This window comes from Nitrospira sp. Nam74 (assembly GCF_965152615.1).
Genome location: NZ_OZ224220.1, coordinates 5,019,994 through 5,041,651 on the forward strand (window position 1 = coordinate 5,019,994; position 21,658 = coordinate 5,041,651).

23 protein-coding genes are annotated in these 21,658 nt (G+C 56.1%); 6 read left to right on the forward strand and 17 right to left on the reverse strand.

Going from position 1 to position 21,658, the window contains the following annotated elements; genetic code table 11:
* Positions 1–27: 27 nt before the first annotated feature.
* The 6 genes from ACWHYZ_RS23690 to ACWHYZ_RS23715 form a co-directional block, all read right to left on the reverse strand.
* Entirely contained in the window at positions 28–1,416 is a 1,389-nt protein-coding gene (locus ACWHYZ_RS23690) for a tetratricopeptide repeat protein (protein WP_447985129.1), read from the reverse strand.
* 62 nt (positions 1,417–1,478) lie between these two features.
* A complete protein-coding gene (locus ACWHYZ_RS23695) occupies positions 1,479–1,988 on the reverse strand; it encodes a sirohydrochlorin chelatase (RefSeq protein WP_447985130.1) in 510 nt (169 codons plus the stop codon).
* Between the two features lie 96 nt (positions 1,989–2,084).
* Positions 2,085–2,864, reverse strand: coding sequence for an exodeoxyribonuclease III (gene xth, locus ACWHYZ_RS23700; RefSeq protein ID WP_447985131.1), 780 nt, complete (start codon positions 2,862–2,864; stop codon positions 2,085–2,087).
* A gap of 219 nt (positions 2,865–3,083) precedes the next feature.
* Positions 3,084–3,236, reverse strand: coding sequence for a DUF2795 domain-containing protein (locus tag ACWHYZ_RS23705; protein WP_447985132.1), 153 nt, complete (start codon positions 3,234–3,236; stop codon positions 3,084–3,086).
* Between the two features lie 38 nt (positions 3,237–3,274).
* Positions 3,275–3,748 (reverse strand): SRPBCC family protein, encoded by a 474-nt coding sequence (locus ACWHYZ_RS23710; protein ID WP_447985133.1) that lies wholly within the window; start codon positions 3,746–3,748, stop codon positions 3,275–3,277.
* A 172-nt stretch (positions 3,749–3,920) separates the two neighbouring features.
* Positions 3,921–4,703: a 3'(2'),5'-bisphosphate nucleotidase CysQ gene (locus tag ACWHYZ_RS23715; protein ID WP_447985134.1), complete on the reverse strand. Its 783-nt coding sequence runs from the start codon at positions 4,701–4,703 to the stop codon at positions 3,921–3,923.
* Between the two features lie 149 nt (positions 4,704–4,852).
* Between ACWHYZ_RS23715 and ACWHYZ_RS23720 the strand changes: the two genes are divergently transcribed.
* Complete coding sequence (locus ACWHYZ_RS23720) at positions 4,853–5,329, forward strand: PilZ domain-containing protein (protein WP_447985135.1); 477 nt, start codon at positions 4,853–4,855, stop codon at positions 5,327–5,329.
* Between the two features lie 44 nt (positions 5,330–5,373).
* Here ACWHYZ_RS23720 and ACWHYZ_RS23725 read toward each other — a convergent pair whose 3' ends face one another.
* The 6 genes from ACWHYZ_RS23725 to ACWHYZ_RS23750 form a co-directional block, all read right to left on the reverse strand.
* Entirely contained in the window at positions 5,374–6,393 is a 1,020-nt protein-coding gene (locus tag ACWHYZ_RS23725; RefSeq protein ID WP_447985136.1) for a hypothetical protein, read from the reverse strand.
* Positions 6,394–6,398: 5 nt separating this feature from the next.
* Complete coding sequence (locus ACWHYZ_RS23730; protein WP_447985137.1) at positions 6,399–6,938, reverse strand: NUDIX hydrolase; 540 nt, start codon at positions 6,936–6,938, stop codon at positions 6,399–6,401.
* Positions 6,939–6,962: 24 nt separating this feature from the next.
* A complete protein-coding gene (locus ACWHYZ_RS23735) occupies positions 6,963–7,211 on the reverse strand; it encodes a hypothetical protein (protein WP_447985138.1) in 249 nt (82 codons plus the stop codon).
* Positions 7,212–7,417: 206 nt separating this feature from the next.
* Complete coding sequence (locus tag ACWHYZ_RS23740; RefSeq protein WP_447985139.1) at positions 7,418–7,798, reverse strand: hypothetical protein; 381 nt, start codon at positions 7,796–7,798, stop codon at positions 7,418–7,420.
* Positions 7,788–8,015 carry a DUF1653 domain-containing protein gene (locus ACWHYZ_RS23745; RefSeq protein WP_447985140.1) on the reverse strand — a complete coding sequence of 76 codons (228 nt, stop codon included), beginning with the start codon at positions 8,013–8,015 and terminating at the stop codon, positions 7,788–7,790. The genes ACWHYZ_RS23740 and ACWHYZ_RS23745 overlap by 11 nt, the downstream gene beginning before the upstream one ends.
* Positions 8,016–8,227: 212 nt before the next feature.
* A complete protein-coding gene (locus tag ACWHYZ_RS23750; protein ID WP_447985141.1) occupies positions 8,228–8,947 on the reverse strand; it encodes an SDR family NAD(P)-dependent oxidoreductase in 720 nt (239 codons plus the stop codon).
* Between the two features lie 247 nt (positions 8,948–9,194).
* On the opposite strand from ACWHYZ_RS23750, the gene ACWHYZ_RS23755 reads away from it, so the two are divergent.
* Positions 9,195–9,584 (forward strand): hypothetical protein, encoded by a 390-nt coding sequence (locus ACWHYZ_RS23755; RefSeq protein WP_447985142.1) that lies wholly within the window; start codon positions 9,195–9,197, stop codon positions 9,582–9,584.
* 81 nt (positions 9,585–9,665) lie between these two features.
* Here the strand turns inward: ACWHYZ_RS23755 and ACWHYZ_RS23760 are convergent, their stop codons facing one another.
* Together ACWHYZ_RS23760 and ACWHYZ_RS23765 are read right to left on the reverse strand one after the other, a co-directional pair.
* Positions 9,666–10,985 carry an MFS transporter gene (locus ACWHYZ_RS23760; protein WP_447985143.1) on the reverse strand — a complete coding sequence of 440 codons (1,320 nt, stop codon included), beginning with the start codon at positions 10,983–10,985 and terminating at the stop codon, positions 9,666–9,668.
* Between the two features lie 145 nt (positions 10,986–11,130).
* Positions 11,131–11,271, reverse strand: a complete 141-nt coding sequence (locus tag ACWHYZ_RS23765; protein WP_447985144.1) for a hypothetical protein — start codon at positions 11,269–11,271, stop codon at positions 11,131–11,133.
* 145 nt (positions 11,272–11,416) lie between these two features.
* Between ACWHYZ_RS23765 and ettA the strand changes: the two genes are divergently transcribed.
* Genes ettA through ACWHYZ_RS23780 form a run of 3 tightly spaced genes read left to right on the forward strand, consistent with a single transcriptional unit; the run spans position 11,417 to position 14,708 of the window.
* The gene (gene ettA, locus ACWHYZ_RS23770; protein ID WP_447985145.1) at positions 11,417–13,099 is read left to right on the forward strand and encodes an energy-dependent translational throttle protein EttA; all 1,683 of its coding nucleotides are present in this window, start codon (positions 11,417–11,419) and stop codon (positions 13,097–13,099) included.
* 2 nt (positions 13,100–13,101) lie between these two features.
* On the forward strand, positions 13,102–13,656 hold the full coding sequence (locus ACWHYZ_RS23775) for a hypothetical protein (protein WP_447985146.1): 555 nt from the start codon (positions 13,102–13,104) through the stop codon (positions 13,654–13,656).
* Complete coding sequence (locus ACWHYZ_RS23780; RefSeq protein ID WP_447985147.1) at positions 13,653–14,708, forward strand: trypsin-like peptidase domain-containing protein; 1,056 nt, start codon at positions 13,653–13,655, stop codon at positions 14,706–14,708. The genes ACWHYZ_RS23775 and ACWHYZ_RS23780 overlap by 4 nt, the downstream gene beginning before the upstream one ends.
* A 23-nt stretch (positions 14,709–14,731) precedes the next feature.
* Here ACWHYZ_RS23780 and ACWHYZ_RS23785 read toward each other — a convergent pair whose 3' ends face one another.
* From ACWHYZ_RS23785 to ACWHYZ_RS23795, 3 genes are all read right to left on the reverse strand, one after another.
* The gene (locus tag ACWHYZ_RS23785; RefSeq protein ID WP_447985148.1) at positions 14,732–14,905 is read right to left on the reverse strand and encodes a hypothetical protein; all 174 of its coding nucleotides are present in this window, start codon (positions 14,903–14,905) and stop codon (positions 14,732–14,734) included.
* A 1,236-nt stretch (positions 14,906–16,141) separates the two neighbouring features.
* Positions 16,142–18,715: a PAS domain-containing protein gene (locus ACWHYZ_RS23790; protein WP_447985149.1), complete on the reverse strand. Its 2,574-nt coding sequence runs from the start codon at positions 18,713–18,715 to the stop codon at positions 16,142–16,144.
* A gap of 298 nt (positions 18,716–19,013) precedes the next feature.
* Positions 19,014–19,982, reverse strand: coding sequence for a hypothetical protein (locus ACWHYZ_RS23795; protein ID WP_447985150.1), 969 nt, complete (start codon positions 19,980–19,982; stop codon positions 19,014–19,016).
* 1,067 nt (positions 19,983–21,049) lie between these two features.
* Between ACWHYZ_RS23795 and ACWHYZ_RS23800 the strand changes: the two genes are divergently transcribed.
* Positions 21,050–21,643: a YiiX/YebB-like N1pC/P60 family cysteine hydrolase gene (locus ACWHYZ_RS23800; RefSeq protein ID WP_447985151.1), complete on the forward strand. Its 594-nt coding sequence runs from the start codon at positions 21,050–21,052 to the stop codon at positions 21,641–21,643.
* The last annotated feature ends 15 nt before the right edge of the window (positions 21,644–21,658 follow it).

Below are 21,658 nucleotides of genomic sequence, written 5' to 3' on the forward strand. Positions count from 1 at the left end.
ACGAGACTCTTCACTATGGGGAGCGTATTATGGCGATGCATTCGACGCGGACTTCGATTTTCCCGATGACTGCTGGTTCGGCTGCAAGGCGGAAATGTCCCGCAGAAGGGCTTTGGCTTCGTCTGAAGATTCTCCCCTTAAGAGCGCCTTGGCCTTCTTGATATCCTGCGGCACGCCAAGCCCGTGCGCGTACACACGTGCCATCACCAGACGCGGACGGGGCACGCCTTCCTCAGCGGTCATCTTAAAGAACGCCTGGATGCGCGCATCATACGGCGCCAGTTCGCCTTCCACTCCGCGTTCGTAGAGCGCTTCCAGAGCAGCCTGAGCCGGTTCGCTCAACGCCATCGCTTCTTGAAGAAGTACCGGCAGGGCTTCCCGCAGACGGTCCTGTTGTATCAGCGCGGCGCCGACGCAATCGCTGGCCTGCCGGTCGAATTCAGGATACTCCTTCCACAACTCGTTTCTGAATTCCGCAAAGGCGTGAATGATCGCATCGCGCTCTCCGGCCGGACGCTTGTTCTTCGTGAAGACGCTCTGGCGTAGTTGTGAGAGGGCCTCGATAGCTTGCGGCTCGTGTTGCTCGGCGGCGCGAAACCACCATTGCACGGCCACCACGAGATCCCGCTCTACTCCCCGTCCGGAGGCATGTGCGCTCCCGAGAAAATACTGAGCTTTCGGCATGCCGGCCAAAGCCGCGGCATAAAACTCCTGTGCCGCTTCCGCTTCCTGGTTCGCCAATTTGAGGAGCAACCCGAGGTTATAGTGGGCGTCGGCGTAATCAGGTTTGAGCTCCAAAGCCGCGCGATACGCTTCGATCGCCCCTCGGCGGTCCCCTAAGCCATATCGAACGACGCCGAGCGCGTAATGCGCCCGAACCAAATCGGGTTGGAGCTGAAGCGCGGACTGCAATTCATTCCGGGCGGACGCCCATTCACGTTTGGCCATGTGGACGGTGGCAAGATTCACGTGCGCCTGGACGAGATCGGGATGTGTGCGAAGCGCGCCCTGGTAGGCCTCAGTCGCGCCCTCGAGGTCGCCCATTTGATAGAGCGCGGTGCCGAGGCTCATCCGAGCGTCGGTGAATTCAGGCTGCACGCGAAGCGCCTCGCGTAATTCTTCGATGGCTCCGATGAGATCGCCGGCATTGAGCCTGGTCACGCCCAGCACATGATGTGTTTCCGCAGGATGCGGCTCTGCCTGAGATTCAACAGGTTCAAGCGGTTCGGGTTCTTCGGAAGAAGCCTTCGGGGCGGGTTCGGCAGAAGGCGCGGCAGCTTGAGGCGCGGCATTCTCGGTTATTTCAGACGGCGCGTCTGCTGCGAGGGCATCATGAGCCTCGAGAGCAGGATGGGCAGCGACGGCCATCATCCCGATGGAGGCCTGAATCGTGAGAAAATGGATAAAGCGGTTCATCGCGTCTTGATGTAGTAGTAATCGCTGGGATTATATCATTCCCCTTGGAGCCGCGGGGACGGTCAGGAGCCAAAACGCTGCAGTTGGGTTGCGAGCATGGTGGCCACCGCCGGAAGGTCAAAGGGCCAGGCATAGCGAATATCCGTATGAGGAAAGCGCACACGAATGCGCTCCAGGCTTTCAGGGATTTCAATTTCAGAATGGCTGCCACCCGGGGTCAGCATGGATGGAACGACCGTAATTGTGACGACACCTGCCTGAATCATCTCTTCCAGCGCTTCGTCTACAGTTGGTGCACAAAATTCGTTATAGGCAAGCGCGAAGCGTATCCCCTCTAATAATCCTTTGAGGTGGGTAGCCAGCGTCTCGAAGCCCGCTTGGTAAGGGTCTGTCTCAGGAGTCCTTGGCCACTGTCGGATGCGCCGATCGAGTTCAACTTCTTCGGCGGTCGGCTCAGTTTTTCCGGCTCGTCGTCGGGCTTCCAGGGTTTTGAGCTTTGTTATCAGCTCGCGAGGGTAATCCTTCGGAATGCCGCCATGTCCGACCAGGAGCACGCCCCGCTGTGCTTTCAAGTCCTGTCTCATATGGTTATAGGAATTCCAGCCTCGCTGGCAGATGTTTGGAAGCGTTTCTCAGCAAGGCCGCGAGAACGAAGCCGGGAACGTGTATCAACATCCTGAAAATTCGGCCCATAGAAATGTGTGATCCGAGGGTGACGCGGCGCGGCGCGGTTCGATGTCGACCTCGACCTTGGTACATCTGTCGACCATCGGTCCGGTCGCAAGGATATGGTCGATCCGCCATCCCTTATCCTTATCGAGGGAGCTAGGGCGCAGGTAATCCCAAAACGTAAACTGCTGCCGATCGGGATACAGCTTCCGGAAGACATCGGTAAATCCCCAGGCCAGCGTCTCTTTATAGGCCCGTCGCGCATCTTCGTGAAAACAGACGTGCTTCAGATGTTTTTCAGGACTATGGACATCGATCGGTTCGGGAGCGACATTCATGTCCCCGCACCAGACCGCCGGTCGGTCGGGAGAAAGGTGTTTCTCAAAATACATCCGCAGACGCATATACCAGCCGAGCTTGTAGGTATATTTGGGTGAATCGATTTTGAAACCATTGGGGACGTAGGTGTTGATAATTGGAATCCCGTCGATCACGACGCGCATGAGCCGCTCATCATCCGGTTCGGGCGCCTGATCGTCAAACCCATAAAAGACAGCCTCCGGAGCTTTGCGACTGAGCACGGCGACGCCGTTATAGGATTTCATGCCTCGATAGGCCACATGATACCCTGTACTGACGAAGGCCAGGACGGGAAATTGCTCGTCTTGCACCTTGGTCTCCTGAAGACACAGGACATCGGGCTGATGTCGCTCCAGCCATTGCAGGACAATCGGCAAACGAATGCGGATCGAATTGACGTTAAATGTGGCGATCTTCATGCAGGTGACCCTGAACGCGCAAAGGCGGGATTATATCAGACGGGAGAAACGCAGATCACTGACGAAACTCAAGGACATGATAATGGGGTAGGAAGGCCTCGGCGACCCCCAGAGCACGTCTGGAGGCCGCCACACATCTACTCGAACCGCACCTTACGCATTACCGTAACTTGCCCAGTTCTTCGGAGACATCATTCGGACTCTTGTATGTTTTCTCGCTCATTTGCTAAGGGCGGTGAGCACGTTTTCATCTGCGCCGTTTTCACTCGCTCGTTCTACCAATGAGCCCCTATCTGCTGGATAGTCAACCCCTCCGAGAAATTTTTGCACTTGTATCGGAGTCGGAATAGTCGTCTCTGTTTTGTGAGCCATGAAGGCCTCCCTTAACAGAAAAGGTGGTGAATCAATTCTCAACCCGTTTTGCGGACATCACCGCCTTTAATTGCTCCACGCCAGGCGCCCGTCTCTTGGCCACGGGATTCAATGAAGTCCTTGAAGCGTTGGAGATCGCCCTCAACCCGCATTGAAACCACCCCGATGACATCGCCCGCCTTCTCGACGAAGGTCTCAGGGTCATATTCCAGCTGCAGCATGATCTTCGTGGTCGTCGGCGAAATCTCATGGAACGTCAGGACGCCACCATTCGGAGCGCCCGTCCGGCTCCGCCACGCAATACGCTTGTCAGGGATCTGCTCGGTGATTTCGGCGTCCCATTCCTTTTCTTTGCCGCCAATTTCAGCCTTCCACTGCAGCCGCTTATCGTCCAGCTGCTTGACCTCCTTGACGCCTTCCATGAATTTGGGAAAATCCTCGAATTGTGTCCACTGATTGTACGCAGTTCTGATAGGAACATTGACTTCGATGGATTTTTCGATGGTCGACATTGTGCCTCCTTTGTACGGATTGCCCGTTGGTCAAACACTACCAACACACTGTACTGCTATCACTCTATGTGCGGGCTCCGCCTAGGGGCTATCCGTGGGAGAACACGAATCGCTGTACGCGAGCGCCACGCCTCGCTGTCGGACCGAGTGGAATCCCAGGTGCAGAGAAAATTTATCGAGATAAGGTATGAGTGAAGGTCAGCAAACGATCGAGCAGGTCCTTGTTCGCTGCTAAGATGCCACGAATCGTGGTGGTTGGTTGGTTGAACGACAGCGGGCTGCCATTGCGATCCATTATCATTCCGCCCGCTTCTTCGACGAGCAGTACACCGCCTGCCACGTCCCATTCGTTTAATCCGTCCAGATTCAGTGTGGCATCGGCTCGGCCGGCGGCGACCTGGGCTAACGTGTATGCGATCGAACCCATCGGGCGGCACTCGGCGGCCGCTTCAATTGCCCGGAAGATGCCTCTTTCCAAAGCAGGGGGGTTCACCAAGACGACGGGTCGACCGTCGGACACCGGCGTGACATGTATGGATTGGCCGTTGAGCCATGCGCCCATCCCGCGAGCGGCAGAAAATAGTTCGTCTGTGGCGGGATTATAGACGGCGGCTACGACGGGTTGGTGGGATTCGACGAGCGCGACTGAGATGGCATATTGCGGGACCCCCCGCATAAAATACTTTGTACCGTCGATCGGGTCGATGATCCAGACCCGTTTGTTCTCCAAACGTCGTGGCCCGTCCGGACTCTCCTCAGATAACCAGGCATCGTGCGGAAACGCTGTCAGAAGCCGTTCATGCAGGATTTGATTGACCGCCAAATCTGCCGTTGTCACTGGCGAGCGGTCCTTCTTGATATGGGTCTCAAATCCTTCTGCGGCCAGCTTCAACACTTGTTGTCCGGCTTGCCGGACGGCCTGCCGGAGGATTTCTAAATCTCGATTCCTGGCCATAGCCTTTCCCCTCCTCGACAGTATCAGTGTATCTCATGGCAGAAAAGGTGTGAACCCCGCCAGTCTCTGCCCGGCACTGCAGAGCAAAAAACCATAAGTCAGCTATACTCTGACCAGAACACGTGAATTCTTCACGATGCGAGTCGTCGATGGCACGAGTCCTTCGCTGTCCTGACTGTGGGAAAAATGACGTCCTGCGGTCGCACTGTTTTAACTATGCCGAACGTGTGGCCATGCTGCTGCTCGTGGCACCCTTTCGGTGCCAGGCGTGCAGTCACCGATTCCTGGCTTTTCACGTGGGGCGCCGCTACTCGAACCATCTCCTGGACCGTCGCGAACATAAACGCATCCCGGTTCGACTCGCGCTGTCCTTCTCGGGAGGCCGCATTCGCGGAACCGGTATGATCAGGGATATTTCAATGGGCGGATGCATCATCGAATGCGAGACAATCGTCCAGATCGACGATATTTTCTATTTACAGTTGTTTCTCGGTGAGGAGGGGATGCCCGTGGAAGTGGCCGCGATGGTACGGTCCGTGAATGCCAAGCGGATCGGCTTTAAATTCCTGCGCAGCGCACGTGAAAACAAACGCCTCTTCGAATTTCTCCATGCCCAAGGTGCGTGAGCGTCTCACTCTCCATCACGCCGTCAGCATCCTCCGTTATGCAATCAAAAGATCCAATTCACGGCGAAGAATACGCCCTGACGACGTGTGTTCTCCACATTGAGCGGTTCCTGGACGATACCTCCTGAGGCGGGATATGCTTGGACCGTCCCACTGCCCGACCGGATATCCCAATAGGCGTACCCGGCTTCCAGAGTCAGTTGCCGCCACACCCGTACTGAGAGCGATCCGTCCAATTGCACGCCACTGCCGCCACTGGCAGTCGTTAAAAAACTAGGGTCTTGCCGGAGCGCACCGGGTCCAGTGGTCCGTAAATGATGGATGTCTTCGTTGCGGTACGACGTGAAGGGGATATAGAAGACGCTTCCCTTCAGCGCGATCCGGGACAAGATCGGGACGATAATACGCGTGCCGAGGCGAAGACTGTGCCAGGTATTGGTTTGTGTCAGGGCATTTATGTTGCTGGGTATACCCGGACCGCCGGGGAAAATATTCTGGACACCGTAGGCAGCATACGTCTCGCGCCAGTATTGATAACCCAGCAGTATGTCCACTCCGCCCAACACCGGATTGTCCTCCGCCGTCCATTGAAACGCCCTTACTCCGGGGGTGACAGAAATCATCAGGACACTGCCGTTATCCGAACGCGAGAGCGTTTCCGATATCTTTTGTGTTCGGTTGTCGCCCGCCCAATCCTGATCGCGCAGAGTCCCGCTTCCGATGGTTCCGTACCCGATGGAGCCGGTCATCACAAAACGCTGAAAGATAAGATCGGCATTCAGCTCTGTCACCACACTATTCATGCCTCTCCACGTCAATTCTGATAGCACATTCGGATGCCCGTCCGGCGCGCCAATGTTATGCGCGCTTCGTCCCTGGCTGATCCATTCACGAACGCCGACGGTGAGTGTATAGGGTCGTTTCTCTTCCGTGGAGGCCGGCTGTTGTTCTGTAGTGGCCGCTCGTTCTTCAAGCGCAACCGGTGTGTCTTGGGCGAGTGAGAACCCAACGGGAAATGCCCAGCATGCCAGCAAAAAGAGAAAGGCGAATCGGACGCATCGCATGGTCTTTAGATTTTCCGTGGAGCCACGACTCCGAGGTGGACGTCGAACATGCCGCGACCTTTGTCCTCGACATAGCGACGCAGCGCTTCGGCAATGACCGGAAATGCCAAGGTATCCCATGGAATCGAGTCGTGATGGAAGAGCTTCGTTTCGAGGCTTTCACTTCCGACGCCATAATCCGGGGTCCGCATGGTACCGCGGAAAATCATATAGACCTGGCTGATGTGCGGAAGGCTGAAGACGGCATAGAGTGATGCAATCTCGACCTCGGCTTCGGCTTCTTCTAACGTCTCGCGTGCGGCGGCCTGTTCGGCGCTCTCACCTTGTTCCATGAATCCGGCCGGGAACGTCCAAAATCCCGTCCGTGGATCGATGGCACGGCGGCATAGCAGGAGTTCGTCGCCCCATTCCGGGAGACACCCGACGACAATCTTAGGGTTTTGATAATGGACCGTCTGACAGCTATCGCAAACGAATCGCGAGAGTAGGTCTCCCGGCGGGATTCTACGCGAGACCGGCGACCCGCAATCACTGCAAAACTTCATAACATCCCTGTGGCGCTACCGCTATTATCGAGGTGGACGATTCTGATTTCGTATTCGACGAAGGGAACAATAGAGAGCATATCCTTGCGCCAACATGCCGGTGACAATCAATCCCAACGAGGTCCGAAGCCACACCGAGTCGGGATGATCCAATCCGTACATGCCCATGATGAATCCCGATGCAATCGCGACGATGCCGACCGATCGGGCGATAAACGCGCTGTGCTGCAAGCCGGGGTTCGCCATTGTGTGAAGGACGCTAGCCGGGATCATTCATGAACACCGACCAGTGCCGATCCTCTCGTCCGGCGGCGCTTTTCTCGTTCCGTCTCCTCGACGGACCGCAAGTACGCCTGCGTCGCTCCTCACGAGCGAGAAACTCGCGGGGTGGGACGCCTCTTGGCGCCCCCAAGGTGGGCGAGTGAAATCAGCAGGCCTCCATCTCAACCGCTTGGCAACGGCATTCACGGATATTCGAATTAATCCGTAACCTCCTGTACGCCATCCACAAAGTAATCGGTAGAACCAAAACAGTCGGTTGGGATGCCGCGAAACTCCCGATAGTGCAGCAGGACCTTCTTTCCCAGCAATGCATTGACTTGATCCGCGACGGATTTGTCCCAGACACTGAACGTCCATATCATAGGCGCGACCCCGGGCACCGTCGTCATCGCCATTTCACCCTCATAACTCTTGCAAAGCCAGCCCTTATGCGAAAATTTTTGGAGATATCCGACGCGGTCCCCATCCGAAAAACTCCAGTTGAGAACAAACACCAGGTACGCCAGAAAGAGCACGATCGGAACCAAGAAGACGGCCCACGCCAGCCGTCTTGCACCTCGACGCCAATCAACGCTCATGATGCTTCCCGTCCAGCAACAGTGAAAAGCGCGGGACTCGCTTGCCCTCGATCAGAACCTCCTCCATAAACATGGCGCTCGGCCTGACCCACAATCCACGATCGCCGTATAGGGCTCGATACACCACGAACTCTTCTTCCGTCTCAGAGTGTCGAGCGCATCCGATCACCTCGTACTCGTTTCCCTTATAATGCCGATACCGGCCCGGCTTCACCATAATGTTTCATATCCTTCTTAGCAGACATCAATACAGAATGGCAGGTGGCCCTGTAGAGGGCTTCACCATCGCCTATACCGACGACGGGTCAAAGAGCAACGTGTCACGGCATTGCGACGTTTCTGCGCGGCTTAGAGGAGCTAGAGGCATCAGCGGCTGGCCGACAGCAATGAAGGTGAACCCGGACTACTTGCGGTGTCATGCGACCCTCCTTACCAATCCGCCATTCTCCGATCGAGGACGATCTGCTGCACGATCGAATTCGGTCCGAGCGTGGCCAGGTAGACACAGGTCTCTGCCACATCAAATGGGCTGATCGCACCACTGCGTTCAATGTCCTCAGGGGAAGCGTCCACTAGTTCGTCCGCAACCCCGCCGGGGCAGATCGCACAAACCTTAATGTTGTATGGCCGCCCTTCATCCGCCATCGCTTTGGTTAATGCCATGATGCCGTGCTTAGATGCGCTATATGTACCGGTACCAGACCACGCCTGAACGCCTGCGACGCTGGACATGTTGAGGATGACGCCGCCACCATTTTTTCTCATCTGCCGAAAGCCCGCGCGAGCACACAGGAATGTCCCTCGTAAATTAGTCGCGATGACGCGATCGAAAGTTTCCGTACTGGTATCGACAATCTGCCCTCCGCCTCCTATCCCGGCGTTGTTCACCAGAATATCGAGTCGCCCGTACTGCCGAACCGTCTCGGCTATGAGATGATCCACTTGCGACTCGTCGGTCACGTCCGTTGGGACTGAAATGGCCTGACTGCCGTCGGCATGAACCTGCGCGGCCGTCTGCTCACACAAGTTCTGCCGTCTGGCCGCCACAACAACACGGGCGCCTTCCCGCCCAAAGACGCGCGCGATCGCTTTTCCGATTCCGCTACTGCTTCCCGTGACGATAGTCACCTTGTCGGCGAGACGCTTCATTGGCGGAATTATAGAGTGTTCGCGATCAACGGGGCAATGCAAGGGTTAGCCAGTCTGCGCGAGATGGAGTGTCCTGCCCGGACAATTTGCTCCGAGCGGTTGGGTCGCTTTCGATCGCTCGATTCGGGCCCGTAGGTTGGAGCACTTTGATAAATCAGCAGTTCGATAACCGTTCAGTTGAAAACAATGAGGCCCGGCTCTTGCTGTACATGCGGAGGGCACGCTTGTCTCTCGTAAGGAGGATGTTATGCCGAATACCAATTCGTCCTTTTCGCCGATCACCAGAATTACTCAATTGAACGCACAACTTGAAAGATTGGAAGCCTTGGGTCACCGGCAAGCCAATGAACAGGAGCTGGCTCAGTTCGATGATGAGATAGAAGAGCTCTTGGGCCGTCACTTCGGACCGGCCGATGCACGTGTTGAGGCCTACAAGTATGCGACGCTGGCCGAAGCTGAAACGTTGGTCAACTTGCCTGAATCCGCACAAGAGCAATCGGCTCAGGATTTGCCGAAGAAAGCCATTCAACAGCGACGCCAGGTTCTTGAAGGGATCCTGTCGGAACTACAAGAAGCGGAAGGGAAGGAAACCGTTGCTCTCACAGGCGAAGACCATGAAGACCCACCTTTGGGATGAATTCACATAGAAGGCCTGAAGCCGTCAGAGTGTGTTGAGCAAGCCGGCCGATATTGGGATCGCGCCCCGGTATAAGGGCCATCACGATGCAGTCATTTGTTCGGGGGGAATAAGGCCGTGTTCTCGAATGTGTCGTCGTATCGCCGGTAACGAGCGCCAGAATACACCGGCCGTCAGTAAGGTGATGAATCCGCCAATCAGGACGATGACCGGGGCCGGCAAATAGGTGGCGCCGATTCCCGCCAACATACTGCCAAAGATCGTCAGGCCTAATGAGAGGGTCGTGAAAAAACTCACGACGCGGCCGCGCAGGGCATCCGGCACTAAACTCTGCAACAAAATATTGATGCCCGCGAGGCTACTGATCATGCCAAATCCGATCCCGACCATTGCCACGATCGAAACCCAAAAGAGGGAACTGGCCGAGAAAGCCATCAATGACACTCCAAAGAGTGCGACTGCTCGCGCAATCGCGCGCCCGAGGCCTTTCACGGTATCCCGCCCGGCATGGCGCAATGCGGCGGCGAGCGCTCCGATGCCGCTTGCTGCCATGAGGGCCCCCAATCCTTCCGGTCCACGGTGGAGGATGTCCCGGGCGAACACAGGCAACAAGGTACTGTACGGCATGGACACGATGCTCAGCATGGCGGTCACGGACAGCACGGCCCGGACATGCGGAGTGTGCCAGGCATAGCGCACGCCTTCCTGTAACTGCGCCCACGCATTGCCGGTATGCTGTCGGGGCTTAGGCTCAAGATGCATGGCACAAAGACACACCAGAATAATCAAGAAACTGACGGCATTGATGGCGAAGCACACCCCTTCTCCAGCGAGGCCGACGATAAGCCCTGCCAATGAGGGGCCGACAATTCGCGCCGCATTAAAGAGTGAAGAGTTCAATCCAATCGCTGAAGGAATGTCTTGGCGAGGCACGAGATCGGCGACGAACGATTGCCGGACGGGAATCTCGAGCGCACTGAAGATACCCAACAGCAACGCGAGCAGCAGAATCCATTCGATGGTGATCGTGCCGGTCAAGGTCAGGATGGCGAGGAGAGTCGCCTGTACGAGCAAAGAGGCTTCCGCGATGATCATCAGTTCCCGCCGTGGCCAGCGGTCAGCGAACAATCCACCCACGATGCCGAACACGAGGATCGGCGCGCGGGCCACAAATTCCACGAGCCCGAGCAGAAATGGGGAGCCGCTGAGCCGATAGACCAGCCAGGCCAATGCCATACTTTGCATCCAGGTTCCGCACAGCGAGAGGCCATGGCCGGTGAAAAAGAGGGCGTAATTGCGATGCGCCAGCGCGCGCCACCGGGAGCGCCGTACGACTGCCGGTACAGGAACGGGTGCGCCGTTCGTGGAAGGGCGAGTGCTCGTTGGGTCGGGAATATGCACGGTCGCTTACCATACCACAAGCAAAAGCGAAGGATGGAAATCGTGGGAGAATCGGAACTTACAGGAGGAAGGACCGAAGGTACACCGCACCCTCCGCGGCACTCAGAGCATCTGCCGCAGTACGTGCCTTAGTCAGTTAACGCCGTTATGCGGCGTTGTAATAGTCCTCATCCTGGCCGGTTTCATCAGGCGTGCGGCCGGAATCGTCAGATTCCATATAGACCGACACCACTGCGGCGCCCCAGGTGAGGATCAGTAAGGCGATGAGCAATGCTATAGGCAGCATGCCGACACCTCCGGGTGAATGATGATACTGCGTGCTGCATCATTATGCTAGTAGGCGCTGTCCGACAGGGTGGGCACGTCGGAATCACATTGCGTATGGGGGGATCGGTGCGGTACAAAGCTTCTGGTTGATAACCGGAGGATGCATGGCTAATGACAAGCAAGTAATTTTTTCGCTCATCGGTGTGGGCAGGGTCCATCCACCGAAGAAGCAGGTCCTAAAAGACATTTATCTCTCGTTCTATTATGGCGCCAAGATCGGAGTGATCGGGCTCAACGGTTCAGGCAAGAGTACGTTACTGCGAATCATCGCCGGTCTCGATAAGGACTATATCGGCGAGATCACCATGTCCAAGGGCTATACGGTCGGATTGCTGGAGCAGGAACCGCAGCTCGACAAAACCAAGACCGTCAAAGAAATTGTCGAAGAAGGCCGCGCCGAGGTCGTCTCGCTGTTGCGCGACTATGAGACCGTCAGCAACAAGCTCGGTGAAAACATCTCGCCGGAAGAAATGGAAAAACTCTTGGAGAAGCAAAGTCAGCTCCAAGAAAAGATCGAGGCGGCCAACGGATGGGAATTGGAGAACGAACTCGAGGTGGCGATGGATGCGCTTCGGTGTCCGCCGCCAGATAGCAAGATCGATGTGCTTTCCGGTGGTGAGCGGCGTCGTGTAGCGCTGTGCCGGCTCCTCATTCAAGAGCCGGATATTCTGCTGTTGGACGAACCCACGAATCATCTCGACGCCGAATCGGTCGGGTGGCTCGAGCAGCACCTTCAACAATATAAGGGCACCGTGATCGCGGTCACCCACGACCGGTACTTTCTCGATAATGTAGCCGGGTGGATTTTGGAGCTGGACCGCGGTCAAGGCATTCCGTTTCAAGGGAACTACACGTCCTGGCTGGAGCAGAAGCAGGCGCGGCTGGAAAAAGAGGAAAAGGCTGAATCGAAACGGCGAAAGACGCTGGAGCGCGAGTTGGAGTGGATCCGGATGTCGCCCAAAGGCCGGCATGCGAAAGGCAAAGCTCGTGTGACCCGATATGAGGAATTGCTCGGGGAGCAACAGGACAAGCAGGCTGATGATCTCGAAATTTATGTGCCGCCGGGACCGCGCTTGGGGGATGTCGTCGTCGAAGCCAAAGGGCTCGCCAAAGCGTTTGGCGATAAGGTGCTGTTTGAGGATGTGAGTTTTAGTCTGCCGCGCGGCGGCATCGTGGGCGTGATCGGGCCGAACGGAGCGGGAAAGACCACCCTGTTTCGGATGATTGTCGGCAAGGATAAGGCGGATGCGGGCACACTGACAATCGGTGAGACAGTCAAACTGGGTTACGTAGACCAGGATCGAACCTTGGATGCGAATAAAACGGTGTGGGAAGTAATCTCAGACGGTCAGGACACGCTCAAGCTGGGCAAAGTGGAGGTCAATTCACGTGCCTATTGTGGACGATTCAACTTCGGCGGCACCGAACAACAAAAAAAGGTCAAGGATCTGTCGGGTGGCGAGCGCAACCGGGTGCATCTGGCACGAATGCTGAAAGAAGGCTCCAATCTGTTAATACTCGATGAACCGACGAACGATCTGGACGTCAATACGTTGCGTGCCCTCGAAGAGGGATTGGAACGGTTCGGAGGGTGTGCGGTCGTCAGTAGCCACGATCGTTGGTTTTTGGACCGCATTGCCACTCACATCCTGGCGTTTGAAGGCGATAGTCGGGTGGCATGGTTCGACGGGAACTACAGCGAGTATGAAGCGGATCGTAAGAAGCGGCTCGGCAGGGACGCGGAACAACCGCACCGAATTCGATATCGCAAGATGACGAGGAGTTAAGGATGGTCGGACGACGCAGACCGATACGACTTCGTTGGCAACGGTGCAGCAGAGCGATCGCCTTCTCGCCTCTTCTTCTAACCGCTATGATCCTCGGGTGTGTCAAGGACACCGGGGGGCACCTGCAGCATTCACAGGCAGCGGTGATGCCGCCCACCACGGCGGCAACGCCATATCCTTCACTCGCCGGCACGTGGAAATACGAGGAAAGTGGACAAACCATTCTGATTACGCTGAATGAATATGGGCGTGGAACGTATGATTGGAAAGATGGTCAATTTATTACGACTACGTTCTCAGGCGGCGTCTGGAAAGGATTCTGGTCGCAGCGAGACAATGATCGAGATGGTGAATTCGAGGTGACGTTCATGCAAAACGCAGCTAAAGGGCAAGGTCGCTGGTGGTACACCCGCATTGGTAGCGACACAGCTCCGAGCCGGCCCGGTGGTGTTTTTCAGATCGCGCGGCAGTCCCCTCCCTCCCCCTCCAGCCAGGCATCAGGCGCGTCCGGCAGCGCCAATGACAATCGGCAAGTTCGTTCACGAGAACGCCGATGACGTTGGCGTGTCGCGTGATAGCTCTCGGCCAAGCAAGGACATACACGCATCAGCATCGACGGGCCATCGTGGCGGGCGTGCTGCTGTTGCTTATCTGGCCAACCATCGGCATGGCCGAAGGCCAAGAACGCCGCTCACCCACGGGTATCCAACAGGCGAAACGCGCGACGCTCGGTGTCTTGCAGCCCGGTGAGGATGCTCAGCGCCAGGGCGGCAAAGCCCATTTCGTGATGCGAGGAACAGCCCTTCATGTCCACGATGGCTACCTTCTGACGGCTCGCCACGTCGCCGAGCAGGATGAGGCCGGCCGGCGCGCCCTGGCGAAACAGATCACGGTCCTCACGGCAGATCTTGATGAAGTGTCGGCCGCTCTCGTAGGGGTCAACGCATTTCTGGACCTGGCCGTGTATCGTTTGCCGCAAGAGATGTCAGGCCGACTGCCGAACGTCTCGATCGCACCGAGTGATCCCGAGCCAGGGGAGGAAGTGTTCACAATCGGGTATCCCTTGGGATGGGGACCCGCTATCGCCTTTGGCCGCATCGGAAATCCCAGCACCTTCCTGCCCACCGTCGACACGCGCTTATTTCAAATCGATCTCTCGGTGTGCGCCGGTAATTCGGGTGGAGGCCTTTTCAATGCCAGAGGCGAGTTGATCGGCATCATGCATGCCATGATTCAAACGACGTCTGATCGTGGAGAACAGCCGTGCAGTCCATTGGCCTTTGCCTCTCCCGGCCAATTGGTTCATCGCGTCACGTCGGCGCTGATTAATGGCGAGCAGCCCGGCTTTTCAAAATTGGGGACGGCTCTGACCGCGGTGCGAATGGGCACCCGCTGGCGCGTGGCAGTGGCCGAAGCCAATGGGCCGGCGCGTGAAGGGGGCGTGCAAAAGGGAGATGTGTTACTGGCAATCGAAAGCACCGACATTGCCGACGGTGCGCACTTAAAGAACTATCTTATCGAGCGCACCGTCCCGGGCCAGCGAGTCGCTCTCCGCGTCCTGCGGGAAGGCAAAGAGCACGTGCTGCACGTGACCCTGGGCAAATCGTGATCAGCAGCGATGGACTGCGTTCCTTATGACTTCCCGCATGGCGCCGTTGTTGCCGCTCCCACCCTGTGCTGGTGATTGCGTTCGATCATCCGGTCCATGACGGATCCGCAGTTCACACAGCGCCAGACATAGGCCTCATCGAGTTCGTCCGCCAACCACTCCTCGATCATGAGCCCGCGGCATTTCCGGCATTCCATCGCGCAGCCTCCTCTGTTGAGATCCTTCACCGCAGGTCACAGTAGCAATCAAAGATGAAGGCGACATTAAGGCCAGATTAGAAATCTTTCATGTAGGGCAGAGTGCATGCCGAAGTGACGTGTGGAGAGCAGGTCTCTCACTGTTCCCTTAACGGGGTTGAGCGGTGTTCAATCGGGCACCGCCCCGACCTAATCCACCATGGACATTTAACACAATCAATCGATTTGACCCCGGCAATCCGGCGAACCCTCTCAATCGATATAATCCCGACAACCCGTTCAACTCCGTCAACCGTTGCGATCCTGTCAATCCCCTCCATCTAGCCAACAAATTCAATCTGCACACGCCATTCGCATCTCTACATCGGTAGGAGTGCAGACACTGTACCAAGGAACACCTTCTGCTCAATAGGACATGGACTCACGCTGGGTACTGGCCCGTATTTGAATGACGAGGATGTAGCCGCCATACAGAGAGGCACCAATCGCTTGCGCAGTATAAGCAGCGCTCGAAAAGTGTAAGGGGCATCCAGAAGGTGTGTACTGGATTTGAATGAAAGGAAGACAAAATCGCTATTTCACCGTTTGGTTTTGATACAGCGACAGCTTCGAAACCTCATGGCGCATGGTGCGTTTGAGAAACAAGGAGAAGCGTTCAGGCTGGAGCTGTTCCGCTGCTTCTTCCATATAGAGTTGAAAAAGACCGATTTAGACTGGCTGGCGAACTTAGTTTTGATGATGCGACGGCAATACAAGTGATAATGGATTTTGTTGACCATCTATGGTCAGGAGAGCGGGAACCTGCCCATCTATACATTCAAGGAAGCGGCTTGCCGATGATTCTGACAATGGCAGGCAGTTACAGTCGGGCAATGAGTTCCGTCGATGAGATGAGGGAATTTGTGGAATATCTCTGCTACAAGTTGGATCAAGCCGCAGACATGGACTGTGATATATCTTCCTCTATTATGGCACCTTCATGAGGCCATCATTCACGGCTGAGTTATCACGGAGCGAACTGCGATGGTTGCCTGTAGTATCGTAGTTTCTTAACCGCACGCTGGTCTAGAAAGTCCGCGGCTTGCGACATGAGAACGAGTGAGATCAAGTGCGCAGGAATCACTGGGAAATAGCTGTCCTATACGACCGTTTTACGACCGTCTGAATTGTCCACGTCTCCGATGGTCCCCGAGAAGTACTTACGCCATGCGAGGATGGCAAAGGTTGGCTGCTCCCTCAAGACCTCTCATCCAATTGAAGAAGTGAACTCGTGCTCCGAGAGGCGGTCTCCTGAATGACGGCGTACAATTGCTCGACGGCCGCTTCCTTCGTAATAAGTCTCATGGCTCCGGCCCGCTTCATCGCCTTCTGGTTCTCCTCGCCGGCATTGACCGATAACCCGATGATGATGAGGTTCGGATAGCGGGCTTTCAGGTGAGCTGTCGCGTCGATCCCGTTCATTTTGGGCATGTTTATGTCTATGACCACCACAGCCGGCTGCAGTTTCTCAGTAGAAATCAGGGCTTCTTCTCCGTCGCACGCCTCGCCAACAACTTCGATGTCGGCATTGGTCTCCAGGATCGACCTCAGCCCTTGGCGAAACATGGCATGATCATCAACGACAAGCACGCGAATGCGCTCTTTCTTTGCAGCCGGTGAGCGTTGCGGTCGGGCGTTCTGAATTCCTGATAGGGCCTCGCGGACCGGCGGCATGGCGGGCGCTGCTCCTCTCCTACTGTCTCCGGTCAGCGGCAACGTGAGTCTCGCGATGGTCCCCTGGCCGGGAGCGGATTCGATCTCAAATGAGCCGCCCAGCGCTTTCATGCGCTCACGAATGCTGAAGAGACCGAATCTCGAAGAAGTGTCGTCGAACGTAGTCGTTTCAGCCGCAGCAAGTTCAAAGCCTTTCCCGTGATCGCGCACCTCTATTCGAAGTCGGCTGTCGTGCGTGTCCATGGTCACATCGGCTTTACCCGACGCTGAATGCTTCCAGGCATTGATCAGCAGCTCGCGCACCGATTGAAACAACAGCACCGCCAGATCCTCGGGCAGGATGAGCCGCTCCTCCGGCACGGTCACCCTGACTGCCATGTCATGCTTTTGCATCGCCTCGCCGAGCCATCTCAGCCCCGCCGGCAAGCCGTGATCACGCAGCACGGGAGGGCTGAGTTCAGCGACCAGGGTGTACGTGTATTTCAAGGCATCGGTCAGAATGCCATCGACTTCGTTGATCAGTTTGGCACAGACTGGATTAGCTTCAACCAACTGTTTGCCTTGCCCCAGTTTGAGCCGACCCAGCGCGAGCATCTGTTGCAGGTGGTCGTGAAGTTCTGCGGCCAGTCGCTTGCGCTCCCGTTGTTCGGCCAGATTCAGCTCTGTGGCCAGCGCGCGCAAGCGGTCCTGGGACTGCACCAGTGCCTCCGTGCGTTCCTGTACCAAGTGTTCGAGTTGCTCGGAGAACGCCCTCAGCCGATTCTCGCTTTCACGCAACGATTCTTCCGCCAGTTTGCGCTCGGTGATGTCATAGAAGACTCCGGAGGACCTCATTGCCTCGCCGTGCTCGTCATAAGAGAACTCGCCGGTTCCAGAGAGCCACACGATCTGACCATCGTTGGCGCGAATCGCTCGAAACTCCAGGCGATACAACCGATGTTCCCGCTTCGCGGATTCCACCTCGGCCAGCACGCGATTGAGGTCCTCGGGATGAACCCGGCTCGCCCACATCTCGTAGGTCCCCTCGCGCGAGGCGAGCGGTTCATACCCCAGCAGCGTGAAATGCAGCTCGGACCAGGTCGCATGACCGGTGCGGACGTCCCAATCCCAACTGGCCATGCGAGCCGCCTGCATGGCAAAGCGCATTCGTTCCTCGTTCGCGATCAATGCCCGCTCCGCCCGCTTGCGCTTAATGCCCAGAGCAATGTGGTCGGCGACCATCGACATCGCTTTCAGTGTGGATTCCGACAACGCGTGGCGGGAGAACATCGCCATCACTCCGATGACCCGATCCTCGACGGCGAGCGGATACCCGGCGAAGGCCACCATGCCTTCGCGCCTCGCCCATTCCTGGTCGGGCACGAGCGGATCCCCAAGCACTTTATTGGTCAGAGTAGGCTTTCGTTCAGCAGCAATCAGGCCGATTTTCAAGCTGCCCACGGGAACGCGGGCATGGCGGCCATCCAAATGGGTGTACAAGCCGGAACTGGCATGAAGCTCGAGCATATTATGGGGTTCATTTAAGATCCAAATGCGCGCAAAGGCCCCACCCAGATCTTCCACCATCGTCTGAGTGCACCTCCGCAGCATGTCGGTCAAGTCACCGCTCTCGATCAGGTGCTTGCCGATTCGTGCGCTAAAGGCATCCAGGTGAGCTTGTTCCTTGAGTCGTTCCTCCACCCGCTTGCGTTCGGTAATGTCTAAGTTAATCCCGGCGATACGGATGGCCTTGCCAGTTGCATCCCGGTCGATGCGACCGAGCCCCTGCATCCATCGCTCCCCTTTCAGGGGATGGAGCGTCCTGAACTCCTGGCTCCACCCATTGTCGTCGGTCAAGCTCAGCAAGGACCGGATACGCCTGACCAAGTGGTCGCGGTCTTCGGGATGCACTCGGCCGATCCACGCGTCGAAGGAGCACGGTTCCTGCGAGTCGAACCCGTATAAGCGGTGATAGCGTTCATCCCAGGTGAACCTATTTGTCTCAACATTCCAGGACCATGTGCCTGCTAGAGAGGCATCGAGTGCCAACCGCAACCGTTCTTCGCTGTCCCGCAGGGCTTCGTCCGCCTGTACGCTCCCTCGTGGTGATGTTGTCATAGGCGTCTCGCCTTTCCTAATTCCGATAAGCTCAGGTTGTCATTTCGCCGCGCTAACAACGGGTGCTGCAGGTGACAGAAATTCTGCCAGGCTATATTAGTGATCCTATTTGAAGAGATCCAGGAGAAACGAAAAGTGTGTGAAAGTGATCGGAAGGTGAAGTCGTTCAGCACGAGGCAAGCTCTTGGCGTTATGCCATCATCGCTGTGGACATGCGGCTGCAGAGATTCTCGAACGCATCAAACAGAACTGTATTGTAGTTATTCGTCATGCTCCCTCCGGTTGGCCGGATGCGTCGTCACGGAAGCAAAGCGGGCCACAATCGACCCAGATCAAGCATGATTCTGAACCCGTAGGTAGGCCCAGAATCTGTGCGACCCAGGACATCATTCCAGGTTTCGACGACTCCGTAGGGATACCGCAAAGCAATGGAGCCAAATCGTCGTTCGATCCCATGTCCGCTGGGGGTGGCGAATAGCCCGGAATCGACCATTGCGGCAAACTCGAATTCCCAGCGTGGCGGTCCTTCCCCTCGATAGTCCCCCAGCGTCGCGGACACTTGTCCGATCCACGCTTGGTTTGCAATCACGGAGCCATCATAGGCTGCGCCTTCGTAGAGGCGGCTATACCGCCCCATGACAGACAAGCGGAAAAATTGAGACAACCAGTGGACCGGCGCGGGAGGCTCGAAGCCGACCGATGTAATGACCTCAGCCAATGACATCCGACGAAGCCCGACCCGCCAAAAAATCTCTTGGTACAACGAGCCTACGGCAGCTCCCATGCCGACGAACCCCACTTCACTGGCTCCAAAAGGTTTAAACCATCGAGTCACCGATCCGCTAATCATGAAATCGGCGACCCCGTTCCGCCGCTGATCCACCGGAACCGCATTGATGCCCAGCAAACGATGGACAAAGCCATTCTGCAAGTTTTCCGACGGCTCGTGCCCGGTAGGGCCGGCCCCAATGGTCAGATTGGTATTCCATCCAGGGAGTTGGCGTATCCGCTCAGTCCACGTGGCCGTGACAAAATTAAACCCCGCCGATTGGTTAATCGCATTGAATCGCGCGCCTCTACCGTTGAACTCCGTAAACCGATTTACTGTGATACCGGTCAGGAGAGTGCGATCCAGATCGGGATAGGAAATAGCACCCCAATGCTCGCTTGGGGCGGTTTGCTCTGCATGCACCGATGGCATAAGGGCCGAAAAGGCGAGCCCGAATGAGAGGAACATGCACGGCAACAGTGCCTGCAATCGAGCCATGGCATAGTCTTTCGTTTAGTGTGACCCTTCTCAACTGAATCGAGTTGGCCAGCAGCAACCTTACGGAGTGTTGCCCAGTAGTCCATTTTATGGGGGTAGGGTGCCAATCAGCAGACGGCTCAATGTATTGTCATACGAATGCCCCGTCGTATGAGGCGTAACGACTACGGTGGTCCATCGGAAGTGTAGCCCGGAAGTTAGATGACGTAGAACTCCGCGGCGATGATGCCTTGGGAAGGATGGGTCAGAGTTCATCGGTCTGCGTAAGCATCTTTGTTGTAGTTTCCGGCGACCTCTTGGTACCATGAAAACGGTGTGAGTCAGGCAGGATTTGCTGATGGCATTAACAGATCGCGCATATATGAAACGCCGTCCCGTTCCAAATCCATGGTCCCGAGTCTTAGGGCTATGGTTGGCACCATCTTTATGGATCTCGCTCGGATTTCTTTTGTGCCTCCTGTTCGTTCTTTATTGGCCGAAGCCTGCCGGGACAATTCTCCACCGTCTAGCGCTCTTGCTCCATCATCATTAAGGCGGGGTAGCACAATTGACCTTTGGTTCTCCTATTCATGTATTTAGGCGCTTAGCCCAACATGATCGACTCACTTACTGCATCATGCCGGGCCCCCAGAGATTTCTTGCGCCACGATTCCCATCCAGCCATACAGTACGCTGAAGCCCGATCATTTTCCTGACTCCCATCCTACTGAGGCGGCAAGCTCGGCCCTTCAGCCATCCCGACTGGTTGTTCGAGATCAAACATGCCCAGACACACCGAGCTTATTAATCGCGTCGCCTTTAGACATGAATCTAAGGTTCACGGAAAACCCATTTGCGCCTGACCCCGGTCCCGAAAGATCTCCAAGCTGAACTGATCAGCTCAAGCATTCTCCGAGACGGTCAGGCACAATGCTCATCTTCCTTTCGAAAATCAATGTGCCAAACACACGAATCCCCCCCCTCGCACCCCAGCTTTGAGTTTCTGTTATGCTCCATGAGTTAAGCGCTTGCCGAAAGTCAGCAGAACGAATGCTCTAAGCCAACCAACCCCTTGTGAGAGGTCAATAATGGCATACGACGCGAACACTCTGAAGAACTGGGCGGTTACAGACTATGCCACGGTTCGACCGGACATACGATCAGGAGATCTCATATTTTGCTCGGGTCAATACCTTGTTTCAAAAGCGATCGAAGAGGCCTCGAAGTCACTCTGGAGCCATATTGGGATACTGTTACGGGTCAATGAGCTGGACCGCGTGATTCTTCTGGAAAGTGTGGAAGATATGGGCGTGCGGTTAGCGCCAGTCAGTAAATATCTGACGGATTATGACGCGCCGGGAAAGCCGTACAATGGAACCGTCTATCTCGCGCGCTATCAGCCAGGTCTGAGTGAGAGCGAAATCAAGCAGATCGCCACATTTGGTTTAGATAAACTGACGCGCCCTTACAATCGGGAAGAAATCGCCGCGATCGCGGCGCGCATTGCTCTGCACATCCCAAATGATGATCTCATGAAGAATGACACCTACATATGTTCAGAGCTCGTCTATGCCTGTTTTCAAAAAGCGGGCATCACCTTTCCATTAAACCCCGGCAACTTTATCAGTCCCGAAGATATTGCGAAAGATCCACGCATTCAATTCTTGTATCGCATCCGATAACTATTGCCGAACAAA